We start from the raw sequence: 14,121 nt of genomic DNA on the forward strand, positions 1-14,121 counted from the left end.
TCCGCGGAGATCACCACATACGGCTCGGCGAGCTCGGCCGAGGGGCGGAAGGCCGCTCGATAGGCCGCGACCGCGTCCAGGGCGGTGCCGGGGGAGACGTGATAGGCCGCGGCGAAGGGCAGACCGAGTTTGCCCGCCAATTCGGCGCTTTCGCTGGCCGTACTGCCGAACAACCACAGCTCGACCTGTGCGCCCTCACCCGGAACCGCGTGCAGCGCAACGCCTTCGGCGCTCTTATAGGTGCCGTTGAGCAGGGCGCGCACCTCCTCGACCTGATCCGGGAAGTCCGGTGCCTGCGCGCCCTGCTGTTGCAGTGCGCCGAGCGAGGCGATGAACCTGGACCTGTCGGTGATCCGTCCGGGATCGAACGGCGGCGGAACCACCACGCCGTCGCGGACCTCGGTGCGCCCGGTCACGGTATCGACGACCGGGTGACCGCCTTTGGGATGCGCGGGCTGCGCGCCGAACTGGGTGCGGCGATGGCCTGATCGGCCCAGGCCCAGGTCGAGTCGTCCCGGATAGAGGGCGTCGATGGTGCCGAACGCCTCGACGATAGATGCCGAAGTGTGGTGGCCGACCTGAACCGCCGCCGAGCCGACGCGAATCCGGGTGGTGGCCGCCGCGACCAGGCCGATCAGCGTGATGGAGGAGGAACTCGCCACCGAAACGAAATGATGTTCGGCAAGCCAGTAGCGGCGGTAACCCCACTGCTCGGCGTGCTGGGCCAGATCGATGGTGTTGCGCAGGGCCTGCTGTGCGGTGGAACCGGCACTGATCGGGGCCAGATCGAGGATGGAAAGCGGGATCGTCATGCGGACCGTCCTAGGCGCGGATGCTGTTCGCCCGCTTCGATGGCCACCCGCAGCCGGTTTTCCGCGGGAGCCAGCGGGCAGGTGGCGAAATCGGTGAATGCGCAGGGCAGATTGGCCGCCCGGTTGAAATCGAGACGCACGGTCCCATCGGCATCGGGTGCCTCGACGGCCAGCGAGCGGGCCGCAGGGTAGGTGGTGACGCCGCTGGTGGCGTCGGTGAACAGCACCCGCAGGCTGGTCGGCTCGCCGAAGGCGATGACGCGCTCGGTGACCTCGCCGATGCTGAATTCGATGGTGCCCGAGGCGGTGTGGTGATGCTCGAGTCCGTCGACGACGGCGCCGGTTGTGATCGTGCGGGGCTCGTCGAAGGGTTCGAAGCGACCCTCGACCACCCAGTGCGGTTCCGGGGTATAGGCCGGGATGCCCTCGAAGCTCAGCAATGTCGGTGCGGCAGGGTCGTGCACGCGCACGGCGTAAAGGCCGCTGCGGCGAATCACCTCGAGTACCCGATTCTCGTGCAGCACATCGAGTCCCGGTGCGCCTTCGACCGGTATGACGATCTGTACGCCGGCGATGTCGGTGCCCTGGAACTGCAAGCGGTCGGCGGGTTGGGCGGTGATGAACACCTTGTCGTCGGTGACCCACCAGGTGCCGGGAATGTCGGGGATGCGTTCGGGTTGGTCGGTGAGCCAATGCAATCCGGTCAGGCTCAGGAAGCCGAGCGGACTGCGCAACTGCTCCTCCCTGGCGTGATGCCAATGCGCCCACTCGGTTTCGAAAAGACTGGTGATGCTGGTCGTCATGACGCTCTGACTCCTTCGAGTGTGCGGTTGCGATGGGGATGGCGTAGTCGGGTGCCGGTCATCAGGCCGCCCCCGGTGCGGTGACGTGCGGTATGGCCGACAGCAGTTCGCGGGTGTACTCGTGCTGTGGGTTATCGAAAATCTCGGCGGTAGAACCGGATTCGACAATGCGTCCGTCGCGCATGACCGCGACGCGGTCGCTGATGCGGCGTACCACGGCGAGGTCATGCGAGATGAACAGGTAGCTCAGGCCGAGTTCGGTTTGCAGACGGTCCAGCAGTTCCAGGATCTGGGCCTGGACGGAGGCGTCCAGTGCCGAGACCGGTTCGTCGAGTACGAGCAGGTCCGGGTGCAGGGCGAGCGCGCGGGCGATGGCGACGCGTTGGCGTTGTCCGCCGGACAGTTCCGCTGGGCGGCGCTGGGCGAAGTTCTCCGGCAGCGCGACCTGGCCGAGCAGTTCCCGTACTCGTTCCTGCCTGGCCTTGCGATCGCCGACGGCATAGGCCCGCAGCGGCTCCTCGATGATCGCACCGACCCGCCAGCGCGGATCCAGTGAGCCGTAGGGATTTTGGTAGACCACCTGGAAGCGCTGGCGCAGGTCGCGCAGTCGTCCACCTTTCACCGCGGTGAGGTCTTGCCCGTCGAACGTGATCGCGCCGCTATCGGGTTCGGTGAGTCGCAAGGCGATTCGCGCAGTCGTGGACTTGCCGGAGCCGGATTCGCCGACCAGCGACAGGGTTTCGCCGCGACCGAGTTCGAATCCGACACCCGCCACCGCGGTGACCGAACCACCGGCCGGTGCGCGGAACCGCTTGTGCACATCCCGCACGGTGAGCAGCGGTGGACCGGAGCTCACCCGTGGCGTGCGGAACCCGTCGAACGGGGCCAGGCTCGGCGAGGCGGCGAGCAGTCGCTTCGTGTACGGATGACGCGGTTCGGCGAGCACCGTCGCGGTCGGCCCGGTTTCGACGATCTCCCCGTCACTCAGCACCACGATCCGATCGGCCCGCTCGGCGGCGATCGCCAGATCGTGGGTGATCAGCAGCACTGCCGTACCGCGTGCCGCCGTCTGCGCGGCGAGTTTGTCGAGCACCCGCCGCGCCACCGTGGCGTCGAGCGCACTGGTCGGCTCATCGGCGATCACCAGTTCCGGTCCGGCGATGAGCGCCGCCGCGATCAGCACCCGCTGCCGCTGGCCACCGGACAGTTCGTGCGGATATTGCGCTGCCCGCAACTCCGGCAGATCCAGTCCGGCATCGGCGAGCAATTCGATCGCCCGGGCGGTCGCATCGCGGCGATCGGCAAGTCCGTGCACGAGCAGCGCCTCGGCGACCTGATCACCCACGCGCCGCACCGGATTCAGCGACAGTCCCGGATCCTGCGGTACGAATCCGATCCGGGCACCGCGAATCCGCCGCAGCGCCCGCTCGGATCCGGTATCCACCGTCTCTCCGTCGAACGTGACGGTCCCACCGGTGATCTCGGCATTGGGGCCGAGCAAGCCGATCACCGATTGCGCGAGTGTCGACTTGCCGGAACCGGATTCGCCGACCAGCGCGACGACCTCACCGCGTGCGACGGTGAGCGATACGCCTCTTAGTGCGGCGACATCGCCGCTGTCGGAGGCGTAGCGCACGTGCAGGCCGTCGATGCGCAGCAGTGTCGCTGCCGCCTCGTCCGGTCCGTTTGTGACGTCGCCGATGTGCGGCGTGCCGTCCGTGCGCGCGTCCGTCGGATCGGCGGACGTAATGCACTCACTCATGCGCTGTGACTCCTTCCTACGGCGCGGCCGAGGCGTTGGGCCGAGAGGACGACGACGATGATCACCAGGCCGGGCAGGGTGGTCATCCACCAAGCCGTGGCGAGGAAATTGCGTCCCTCCGATATCAATGAGCCCCATTCGGGGGTGGGGGGTTTCGCGCCGTAGCCGAGGAAGCTCAGCGCCGAGACCGATAGCACCGCCATACCGAATTCGACTGCGGCCAGGGCAAGGACCGGCTGGTAGGAGTTCGGCAGGACATGCCGGGCCAGCACCGTGTACCAGCGGACCCCGGCGGCATGCGCCGCCTCCACATAGGGTGCCTGTCGCACCCGGAGCACCTCCGAGCGCATGACCCGCGCGAAGTTGGCGATCAGCGAAACACCCACCGCGACGGCCACATTGCGGGTGCCGAAGCCGAGCGCGGTGACCAGCGCGAGCGATAGCAGCAGCGATGGAATCGACAGCAGCACGTCGACGAACCGCATGATGACGGTGTCGACGAAGCCGCCGAGCGATCCCGACAGCAGCCCGAGAATCGATCCGGCGATCAGGGCGATGGCGACCGCGGACAGGGTGGCGGTGAGCGAGAGGCCCGTACCGTGCACCATCCGGGTGTACAGGTCGCGCCCGAGATTGTCGGTGCCGAACCAGTGTCGGGCACTCGGGCCCTGGAACTTCTGCGCGGGCACACCGGTCAGCGGATCACCACTGGCGAAAACCGAAGGGAACAGCGCCCAGCCGAGCGCCAGCACCGCGACGGCGCCGGACAGGATCACTACGACATTGCCGCGCAACGACTTCCATCGCACGGCCGGTCGGAGGAGTCCTGGTAGCGCGATCCGCCGCGACTCATCGGCGACATCAACCATGATCGGTCACCTGCTGTCGAAGGTCGGGCCACGGCATGAAGCCGCTGACGAGAGGGCCGGGTGTGGCGTTGTCGCGCGCCCAGCCGGTGCGGGTAACGAGTGGCTCACGCACGGACGACCACCTCCTCGGCGGTCTCGATCGAGGCGGTCTCGGAATCGGTTGTCGCACGCCGGGATCGACCGGCAATGCGCGGATCGAGCAGTGGATACAGCAGGTCAACGGCCAGATTCACGGTGACGAAGACCGTCGAGGTGAGCAGCACGATGCCCTGCACCACCGGAATGTCCTGGGCCAGTACGGAGGTCTGGGTGAGCCGACCTACGCCCTGACGGGCGAAAACGGTCTCCACCACCACGGATCCGGCGAGCATATTGCCGACCAGCACCCCGGCGATGGTGAACGTCGGCACGCTGGCCGGACGCAGCACATGTTTGCGCAGCACCCACCCACGCGAGCCGCCTTTGGCCAGTGCCACATCGACGAACGGCTGACGCCAGGTCGAGGCCAGCCCAGCGGCGAGCACCTGGGCCAGCACCGCGCTGATAGGTATGGCGAGGGTGAGCGCGGGCAGCACCGTGCCCTTGAAACCGTGTCCGCCGAAGGCCGGGGCGAGCCGCCAGTGGAACGAGAAGAGTTGCAGCAGTAAAAGTCCGGTCCAGAATGTCGGTACCGAAACCCCGAGGGAGGGCAGTGAGCTGAGCGCGTCACGCAACCACGGGCGGCGTACATAGGTCGACGCGAAGGCCACGCTCACCCCGCCGAGCACCGCGAAGAGCAGTGCCAGACCGGCCAATCCGAGCGTATTGGGCAGTGCGTCGCCCAGCGCACTGGTGACCGGCTGGCCGGTGGCGATGGAGTGACCGAGGTCGCCGGTCAGCGCGTGGGTCAGTGCGGTCCAATACTGTTCCCAGAGCGGACGGTCCAGTCCGTAGCGCGCCTGCAACTCGGCGATCGCGGCCTTGTCGATCGGGGTGCCCGCACCCGCACCGTCGGCCGCGATGGAGACCGGGTCGGCGGGCAACAGGTAAAGCACCACGAACGAAATGGTGAAGGCCGCCCACAGCACCCATATCGCCTGCAGGACCCGCACAACCACATACCGAGCCATGACTACCGCCCGCTCAACCAGGTATCGAAGAACTGCAGCCGGGCGGAGGCCTCGAACTTCAGATCCTGCACGCCCTGTGCCGCACCGATGGCCTGCGACAGTTCGACCGTCGGAATCCACAGCCCCGCATCGAGTACCGCCTGTTGCGCGGTGCGGATCAGTGCGGTGCGCGCGGCGGTATCCGAAGCGCTCAGCTGACCGTCGAGCACATCGTCCAATGCCGGGATGCGTTCGCGCGCATTGAGATTGCGCCCGTCGACACTGAAGGAGGTGCGCAGAATGTCACCGTCGGCACGAGTGGTGTTGTAGTAGGTGGTGTCGAAATCCTTGACGTTCTGCCGTGCCGTGCTCTCCGGACCCGAAACCAGATCCAGCTTCAGCTCGACACCCACCTGACGCAGCTGCTGCTGCACCAGCTCCAGGATGGCCTGATTACCCGCGAACGCCTGACTGAAGAGCACCGAGAAGGACAGGCGCTCACCATTCTTCGCGCGGACACCGTCACCACCCGGCGTCCAGCCCGCCTGGTCCAGAATGCTGCGCGCCTTGGCCGGGTCATAGCTCAGCCGAGCCGAAAGATCCTGGTAGCCGGGCGTACTGCTGGCCAAGGTGCTGGTAGCCGGTTTGAACTGCGGGCCGAGTACGGTGTCCACCAGCTGTTTGCGGTCGATCGCGGGCAGCAGCGCCTGACGCACCGCTGCGTCGCGCAGCGGCCCGCGGGTGACATTGGTCTGGAAGCCGAACGGCACACCGGGATTCGCGGTGCTCAGCACGCGCCCGCTCGCGGCCTCGATCTGTGGTGCGTCCTGCGGCAGCGCATCGCTGACGGCGTCGAGCTGGCTGGAGATGAGACTGCCGGTGCGCACACCGGATTCGGGCACGACCGTGAACTCGATCCTGTCCAGATAGGCCTCGCCCTGATGGGCGAAGACCGCCGAACCCCAGCGGTATCCGGCGCGTTTGGCCAGGGTAGCCGAGGCGTCCTGGCGCCAGGCCGCATAGGTGAACGGTCCGCTGCCGACATTGTCGCCAAGGCAGCGCTGATCGGCGGCCTTGGCCGTGGTGGCATCGCCCTGAATGCCGAGCTGTGCGGTCGAGGACGCCTGCAGGAACTGGGCATTGGGCTTGCTGAATTCGACCCGCGCGGTCAGCTTGTCGACCGCGGTGGTGCCGACGTAATTGGTGAGATAGCTGGAGCCGAGCGGTGTCTTTGCCGCGCCGAGTTTGATCACCGAATCGAAGGTGTTGCGCACCGAATCCGCGGTGAGCGAGGTGCCATCGCTGAAGGTGACGCCGTCGGCGAGATGGAAGGTGAACACCTTGGCGTCGGGGGAGATCTCCCAGCTCTTGGCCAGCCACGGCTTGATCTCACCGGTCTTCGGATCCTGATCGGTCAGCGAATCCACGACCTGGCGGGTCACATACAGCGTCTGATTGGTTCCGGACTGCGCCGGATCCGAGCAGGTCGGTGCCTGCGAAAGGCCATAGCGCAGGGTGCCGCCCGGCCGCGGCGGGCCCGCGTCAGCGCCGCCGGTGGCCGAATCACTGCCGCAGGCGGCGAGACTCGCGGCCGCGGTGACGGCGGCGGCCACGGCCGCGATTCGGTGGCGGGAACGGATCACTGTGGTACTCCAGATGTTTCGGTGCGGACGAGTTCGCCGCGGGAATCTATGTCGTAATCGGTGGGACGTGCGGTATTGCGGCCGTTCGGTGCGGTGGCCAGTGGTCGGCTCGCAATGCGTCGGCGCAGTTCGGGCGCGACCTCGGCCTGGAAGAGTTCGAGGCCGGTGCGATATTGCGATTCGGTGCGGCCGTCGCGTTCGGCGGACAGGTGGATCACCTCGTGCCCGAAGGCCTCGTGCTGGCGCCCCACCTTGTCGATCACCTGCTCCGGGCTGCCGACCAGCGCCGAACTGCGTGCGACGAAATCGTCGAGCGTCTCGAAGACGATCGGCAGTCCGAGCTTGCGCGCCAATGTCAGTCGAGCCTCGAAGATCGGGCGATACACATCGAGGGCCTCCTGTGACGTGCGCGCCACATGAAATCCCGCGGTGCCCGCGCCGACCAGGGCGTCGGCCGGATCGTGCCCGTAGTGCTCCCAGCGCTCCCGATAGTGGTGCACCAGTTCGGCATACGGTTCGATCGGATTGGTGACATTCGCCGAGAACAGCGGATCACCGTGGCGCGCGGCGAGTTCCACCGAATCGCGGCTGGTCGCGCTGCCGTGCCAGATGCGGACGCGCGGCTGCCATGGCCGCGGCAGCGCCTTGGCCTCGACCAGCGCCGGCCGGAATCGGCCGGACCAGGTCACGGTGTCGCTGTCCCACAGCGCCCGGAGCAGTTCGTAGCCTTCGCGATTGCGATCCCACTGGTCCTCGGTGGTGACGTGGTACAGCTTCGCCTGGGCCGCGCCGTTGCCTTTGCCGATGATCAGTTCGAGGCGGCCGCCGGAGAGATTGTCCAGCGTCGAATAGTCCTCGAACGCACGCACCGGATCCAACAGACTCAGCGTGGTGACGGCGGTGAACAGACTGATCCGCGAGGTGACCGCGGCGATATGGGACAGGATCACCGGCGGTGCGGCCGAGAGGAACGGATCCTCGTGCCGCTCGCCGACGGCGAACCCGTCGTAGCCGAGTTCCTCGGCGGTGCGGGCCTGGCCGACGACATCGAGCAGTCGCTCCCTGGTCTCGGGCAGCCGACCGGTATTCGGATCCGGTACCCGGGAGACAAGGGTGAACAGCAGGAACTTCATGCGATCACGACTTCTTCGGTAGGCCGGGCGGATTGATCCGCGAACTCGGCACGGTCTCGGTCTTCAACCCCCAGCGATCGATCACTTGCTGGTAGGTGCCGGTCTGGATGGCGTTGTTGATGGCCTTGTTGATGGGGCCGATCAGTCCGTTGTCCTTCTTGGTGAGCACACCGATCTCGCCCTGCAATGCGTCACCGGCGCCGGAGAAGGTCGCGACTATCCTGGTCTGATTCGCGGTGGTGCTGTGGTAGATCGCGGACGGGTTCGGGCCGATGTAGCCGTCCAGGCGCTGCGAGGCCAGCGCCAGGTAGTAGTCGGTGACCTGCTGGAAGTAGGCGATATCGATCGGGGCCAAGCCCTCGGCGATGTTCTGCTCGTTCCACTTGACCAGCAGCTGCTCCTGGTTGGTGCCGCTGCCGACGCCGATCCGCTTGCCCGCCAGGCTCTTACGATCCTTGTAGTCGAGCGTGCTCTGCTTCGGGATCTCCAGCGCGACGGTGTCGTTGCGGTACGTGGCGAAGTCGTACTTCTCCTTGCGCTCCTCGGTCACGGTGACGTTGGAGATGAAGACATCGGCCTCGCCGGAGTCGACCCGCACGAAGTTCTGCGACCAATCGGCCACCTGCGCGACGAGTTTCAGCCCGAGGATATCCGCGATGAGCGAGGCGAAATCGATCTCGGACCCGACGATGGTCTTATCGTCGGTGGCGTAGAACCGCAATGGTGGTGCGGCACCGCCGGATCCGGTGACGACCAATGTGCCGCGGTCGCGAATGGCCTGCGGCAGTTCGGCGGCAATGGCATCGACTTTGGGCGCGTGGATTCGGCCGGACTGGCGGGGGGAGAGGTCGAAGGTGATCGAACCGGCGGGCTGCGCGGAGTTTTCCGCGTCCGGATCGGTGCCGCAGCCGGTGGCCAGCAAGGCGACCGTGGCGGCCAGGCCGACCAGGGCAGAGAGCTTCATCGAATACCTGTTCATCGGGGAGCGCGCACCGCGCTCAGCGGACTCGGGACAGAAATGCGCGGGTGCGCGGGTGTTGCGGGTTGTCGAGTACGGCAACGGGCGGACCTTGTTCGACGATCACGCCGCCGTCGAGGAATACGACGGTGTCGGCGACCTCACGGGCGAAACCGATTTCGTGGGTGACGATCACCAGCGCGGTCCCGCCGTCGGCGAGATCGCGGATCACATCGAGCACTTCACCGACGAGCTCCGGATCCAGCGCGGAGGTGGGTTCGTCGAAGAGGATCACCGGCGGTCGCAGCGCCAACGCTCGCGCGATAGCCACGCGCTGCTGTTGTCCGCCGGACAGCCGCCGCGGATAGGCGTCGGTCAGGTCGCCGATACCGACCCGCTCGAGTAAGTCCCGTGCCTCGGCCTCGATTTCCGCACGCGGGCGACCCTGCGCGGAAATCGGTGCGAGCGTGACATTGTCGAGCACCGTCAGATGCGGGAAGAGATTGAACTGCTGGAAGACGAAGCCGATGTGCGAGCGCTGCTTGCGCACTTCGCGGTCCGACAGCGCATGTAACTTATTGCGACGCAGCCGATATCCGATCAGTTCGCCGTCGATGTGCACGGTGCCCGCATCCAGCGACTCCAGGTGGTTGACCACCCGCAGCAGCGTCGATTTGCCGGAGCCGGACGGTCCGATCACGGTGACCACTTCACCGGCGCGCACGGTCAGGTCGATGCCGGCGAGTACCTCGGTGCCGCCGTAGGACTTTCGCACGCCGCGCACCGCTACCGCAGGAGCCCGGCCCGCCTGCAGTGCCACCGGCGCGCTCATCGGGTCGCTCCGCGTGGTGCGGCGGAACCGATTTCGGCGATTTCGCGCAGCCTGCGCCACACCTTCTGCACCGGTGTCGGTGGGGGCGTACGGAGCGCGCCCTTGGCGTAGTGGCGTTCGATATAGAACTGCACCACCGACAGAATCGTGGTCAGCACGATGTACCAGACGGTGGCGACCATGAGCAGTGGCACCACCCGGCCGTTGCGGCCGTAGATCACCTGGACCTGGTAGAAGAGTTCCGCGATCGCCATGACCGAGACGATCGAGGTGCCCTTGAACAGGCTGATCACCTCGTTGGTCGCATTCGGCAGAATCGAGCGCATGGCCTGCGGGACGATGACCGTGCGGAACTGGCGCACCCGTGGAATACCGAGTGCCGCGGCCGCTTCCAGCTGCCCCGGATCGACCGAAATGTATCCGGCCCGGATGATCTCGGCCGCATACGCCGCCTGATGCAAGGCGAGTCCGATGACCGCCGCGGTGAAACCGCTGATCACCCCGTTCACCTCGAAGGTGAGAAAGGAAGGGCCGAACGGGATTCCGAGCGAGAGCGTGTGGTACAGGTACGCGATGTTGAACCAGAACAGCAACTGCACGATCAGCGGAATCGAGCGGAACGCCCAGATATAGACCCACGAAATCACCCGCAGTACCGGATTACTCGACAGCCGGGCGATCGCCAATGCCGTACCGATCAGGAATCCCAGCGCCGTGCCCCACAGGGTCAGCTCCAAGGTGACCTTCAGCGCCGACAGCACCGATTTCGCGGTGAAGTACTTGGCGAACGTCGACCAATCCCAGCCCGGGTTGGTGGCCAGTCCGTGGATGAACTGCGCGAGCACCACGAGCGCGATGGCACTGACGACCCAGCGCCACGGATGCCAGGACTTGGCGATCGCCGGCGCGGCATTAGTGCTTGCGGCAGCGGCGGGTGTGTGGGCACCCGGTATCGGGACATCCGATACCGGAGTATCGGATGCGACGGACGCGCTCATATTTCGGTTCCTCCATCGTTCCCGGCGGAAGCACCCGCACCCGGTGACCGGGGGGTTGCTGCGACGTCGACGAGCCAGGTCTCTCGGTCGCTCTGGATGGTGTGTCCGACGCCGAGCACGGGTCGGTCAATGGGTCTAGCCGAAATATCATGCGAAGCAGGCGAAGTCCGGCACAAGGGTACGAATCAGCGTGAGCGCAGACCTTGTTCATATGGGCGTGAGCAGGCACTATTGGCCCGGTTGTGCAGTGGATCATGGCATTTCGGACCAGGTTTTCCGCGTGCTTTTCGTCCGAATTGCCTGCCTGCGGATCGCCGCGGCGGCCGATCGGGACGCGCGGCGCGAACGTGTCGACCCCCGGAATAGACGCTGTTGCGAAGGTTTGCCGGAGTAGTCTCGGACCTCGATTCGTGCCCGACGATGAGGAGGTCCGCTGTGACCCTGCTGCGCCGTCTGACCACGCTAACCGCCATCGCGACCGGTACGGCCGCGCTGACTCTCGCCGCACCCGGCATCGCCGCCGCGGGTCCGGCGCCGATGCCCGCACCCGCCGTTCCGGCCGTGACCGCACCGTCCGCCCAGGTCGCACCCGGTGATCTGTTCGCCGGTTACCGAGCCGTCGTGGAGGCGCTGCGCACCTTCGGCATCGAACCGTTCCTGTACCCGGCGGTCGCGCCGTTCTGCTCCGACACCGGCAGCCTCGGTCTGGTCCCCGCGGTTGCGGGCGCAGTCCCGGGGCCGTGGCCCAAAACCACGGTGGCCATTCCGGGACTCGACCCGACCGCCGTCAAGGCGGGCCAAGTCATGTTCACCTTCGTCCCCTACGGCCTCGGTCCGGACAGCGCGAATGCTTCGGGCATGAACGTCGCCTGGGTCAACCTGGCCAATGGCCGCAGCGGCATCACCCCCATGGGATCGATCTCCGATGTCGTCCGCACGATGGTGCCCGCCGAAACCCCGACCGAGATAAGGCCACTGGCCGAACGCGCCATCCAAGACTTCTTCGCCGCATTCCCGGTCGGCGGCGTCCGCGCAGTCCCGATCGAAACCGGATCCGGCCCAGTACTCGCCGCAATCTTCGGAACCATAGCCAACGGCCCCCACTCCTGCCTCTTCCTCCCCACCATAAACCTCACCCCCGTGCGCTGAGATCAAGATCAGGTGGCACTGGTGGCGGCGGCTTCTCGGGCGATGCCGCCACCAGTGCCACCTGATCTTGATCAGCGGTTGGGGGGGAGGGGCGGGTTTTCCAGGTCAAGGTGTTGGTGCGGTGGGCGCGGCGGGAGCGGGTCCAGAGGCGGAGGTAGGCGTCGATGGAGATCGGATGTGCCAGGGCCGCAAGGGCGTCTGTGCGGGTTGTGGTGCCGCGTTCCAGTGAGCGCGCGAGTAGGCGGCTGGCGACCGCGGCGCCGTAGCCGATGAGACCGGCGGTGCGTACGGAGCCTCGGCCGCCGATCGCGGCCAGTGGGGGCGCCCAGTACGCCAGTGTCGCAACAGCTCCTACTGCCGCGCCGCCGATTGTCGTGCCGCCGTAAGCGGACCACAGCCAGCGGTTGTAACCGGTCTCCAGTTCGGCTGCGCCACGGTACATTCGGGTGCTCGCCGCCCGGCCTGCTGCGACCAGCGCGGTCCGGCGACCAGAACGACGCAGTGCGCGAGCGATATCCAGGTCCTCGGTCGGGCTCGTGGCGACCGCGGCATGCCCGCCGATGGCGTGGTAGGCGGTGGCGTCGAATACCAAGAACTGGCCGCAGGCCACGGCTGTCGAGGGGCGGAGGCTGCGATTGGCGGCCGCGATCGGCAGGCTCGTCGCCCACGACCAGCACAGCAGCGGCTGCACCAGCGCCTCGGCCAGCGAATCGGTCACCTGGTACGGCCACGGTGACAACAATGCGGCTCGGCTGCGACGCAATTCGGCGGTCGCCGCGGCAATCGCGTTCGGTGCCAGTCGCACATCGGCGTCGAGAAAGATCAGCACCGTGGCATCCGCCAACTCGGCAAGTCGCGCGCAGGCCGCGGCCTTCCCGGTCCATCCGGGTGCGGGTTCGGCCTCGGAACGGAACACCGTGAAGCGCGAATCGCCCGCAATCGCGTCGAGCGCGGCCGCTTCGGTCCCGTCCGACGACGCGTCGTCGAGAATCAGCACCCGCAGTCGCGGCACACCCACCTGGCCACGGAGATCATCGATCAGCTCGGGCAGTCGCTGTGCCTCATCGCGCGCCGGGATACACACCGAAACCGGCTCGATCACCGTATTCGGTCCGGCCGAGAGCCTGCGCACCGTCACGCGGTTGAATAACGCGGTCCCGCAACCGAACAGCGCGATACCCGCGCCCGTCCACGCGGCGATCGCCGCGCCCGCGCGCAGGGATCGCGTCAGCGGCGGGTCAGCGAACGCCACAGATTGCTCGGCGAGAAGTTGGTTTCCGGTGCGCCGGGCGGTGCCGGGTTGCGGTCCATATAGGCGATGGCGGCGATGATGGCGGCGACGGCCAGGGTGATACCGCCGACGATGCCTGCCCAGCCCGCGAAGGAGCGGGTATTCGGGTCCGCGTAGCTGACCTCGGCGCGCACGGTAGAGACATCGCCGGGCGGCAGTTTCCAGGAGACGGTCGAGTCGTCCTCACGATTGCCGTTGGTCTTGGCGACGCGGGCCGGGAAAGCCACGGTGAACTGCACATCCGAACCGTGCGGCGGAACGGATTTCAGATCGACCCGGCCATTGAGGCTGACCAGGTCGCCGGTGCGCTGGAACGACAGGTTGAACATCCCCTGGGTCTGATCGGAGAGCGCGCCGAGCTGGCCGACCTCACCGAAGGACAGATCCTCGAAGAACACCTTGCTGCCCACGTAGCCGTCCTGGCTGTACGGCTCGACCCGCACCTTCGCGGCCAGCGAATCGGGCGCCTTCAGCTGCGGGCCCTTGTCATTGGCGTCCGCGGGCACCACCGCGGCCACGATCCGACCGGAGACCCGGTCATTGGACGACACACCCATCGATACCTGCACCCGCAGGCAGCCCGCGAGCATGGGCACCAGCATCGCGGCCAGCAGTACTGCCGCGGCCACCCGTGCTCCAGGCCGGGGAGAACGTGGCGGTAGAACCGATGTGTCGGGCATCGCGGTGAGAGGACTCGGCTGCACGGCACACATCGTGCCAGGCGATCGCCCCGAATTGCCACGCGACGGGCGGAACGTACGCCGACCGAAGTATCGGACAGCT

General features: G+C 66.9%; 13 protein-coding genes and 1 riboswitch. Of the genes, 1 reads left to right on the forward strand and 12 read right to left on the reverse strand.

From position 1 onward, the window contains the following. The 10 genes from ON44_RS10655 to ON44_RS10700 all read right to left on the reverse strand — a co-directional run. Window positions 1-812, reverse strand: an 812-nt coding sequence (locus tag ON44_RS10655; protein WP_040688620.1) for an LLM class flavin-dependent oxidoreductase, incomplete at its 3' end; no start/stop codon positions are given. Continuing rightward, window positions 809-1,615, reverse strand: a complete 807-nt coding sequence (locus tag ON44_RS10660; protein ID WP_040688622.1) for a DUF1684 domain-containing protein — start codon at window positions 1,613-1,615, stop codon at window positions 809-811. The genes ON44_RS10660 and ON44_RS10655, both read right to left, overlap by 4 nt. A gap of 61 nt (window positions 1,616-1,676) precedes the next feature. Further along, window positions 1,677-3,377, reverse strand: coding sequence for a dipeptide ABC transporter ATP-binding protein (locus ON44_RS10665; RefSeq protein WP_083897782.1), 1,701 nt, complete (start codon window positions 3,375-3,377; stop codon window positions 1,677-1,679). Then, the gene (locus tag ON44_RS10670; RefSeq protein ID WP_051181865.1) at window positions 3,374-4,246 is read right to left on the reverse strand and encodes an ABC transporter permease; all 873 of its coding nucleotides are present in this window, start codon (window positions 4,244-4,246) and stop codon (window positions 3,374-3,376) included. The genes ON44_RS10665 and ON44_RS10670 overlap by 4 nt, the downstream gene beginning before the upstream one ends. A 104-nt stretch (window positions 4,247-4,350) precedes the next feature. Then, window positions 4,351-5,355 carry an ABC transporter permease gene (locus tag ON44_RS10675; RefSeq protein WP_040688625.1) on the reverse strand — a complete coding sequence of 335 codons (1,005 nt, stop codon included), beginning with the start codon at window positions 5,353-5,355 and terminating at the stop codon, window positions 4,351-4,353. Between the two features lie 2 nt (window positions 5,356-5,357). Then, entirely contained in the window at window positions 5,358-6,977 is a 1,620-nt protein-coding gene (locus ON44_RS10680; RefSeq protein WP_085998514.1) for an ABC transporter substrate-binding protein, read from the reverse strand. Beyond that, window positions 6,974-8,110 (reverse strand): LLM class flavin-dependent oxidoreductase, encoded by a 1,137-nt coding sequence (locus tag ON44_RS10685; RefSeq protein ID WP_040688627.1) that lies wholly within the window; start codon window positions 8,108-8,110, stop codon window positions 6,974-6,976. Before ON44_RS10685 ends, ON44_RS10680 begins: the two co-directional genes overlap by 4 nt. Window positions 8,111-8,114: 4 nt before the next feature. Then, the gene (locus ON44_RS10690; protein ID WP_051181866.1) at window positions 8,115-9,089 is read right to left on the reverse strand and encodes a transporter substrate-binding domain-containing protein; all 975 of its coding nucleotides are present in this window, start codon (window positions 9,087-9,089) and stop codon (window positions 8,115-8,117) included. Between the two features lie 19 nt (window positions 9,090-9,108). Then, a complete protein-coding gene (locus tag ON44_RS10695; protein WP_040688633.1) occupies window positions 9,109-9,900 on the reverse strand; it encodes an amino acid ABC transporter ATP-binding protein in 792 nt (263 codons plus the stop codon). After that, entirely contained in the window at window positions 9,897-10,898 is a 1,002-nt protein-coding gene (locus tag ON44_RS10700) for an amino acid ABC transporter permease (protein ID WP_083897783.1), read from the reverse strand. Before ON44_RS10700 ends, ON44_RS10695 begins: the two co-directional genes overlap by 4 nt. A 9-nt stretch (window positions 10,899-10,907) precedes the next feature. After that, window positions 10,908-11,001: riboswitch (SAM riboswitch) on the reverse strand. Window positions 11,002-11,333: 332 nt separating this feature from the next. Between ON44_RS10700 and ON44_RS10705 the strand changes: the two genes are divergently transcribed. Continuing rightward, a complete protein-coding gene (locus tag ON44_RS10705) occupies window positions 11,334-12,047 on the forward strand; it encodes a hypothetical protein (RefSeq protein WP_245567098.1) in 714 nt (237 codons plus the stop codon). On the opposite strand, the gene ON44_RS10710 is transcribed toward ON44_RS10705, so the two are convergent. Further along, entirely contained in the window at window positions 12,031-13,266 is a 1,236-nt protein-coding gene (locus ON44_RS10710; protein WP_083897795.1) for a glycosyltransferase family 2 protein, read from the reverse strand. The genes ON44_RS10705 and ON44_RS10710 overlap by 17 nt on opposite strands. A gap of 8 nt (window positions 13,267-13,274) precedes the next feature. Then, complete coding sequence (locus ON44_RS10715) at window positions 13,275-14,051, reverse strand: LppM family (lipo)protein (protein WP_040688636.1); 777 nt, start codon at window positions 14,049-14,051, stop codon at window positions 13,275-13,277. Window positions 14,052-14,121 lie beyond the last annotated feature (70 nt).

This window comes from Nocardia vinacea NBRC 16497, from assembly GCF_000308835.1.
GTDB lineage: Bacteria > Actinomycetota > Actinomycetes > Mycobacteriales > Mycobacteriaceae > Nocardia > Nocardia vinacea.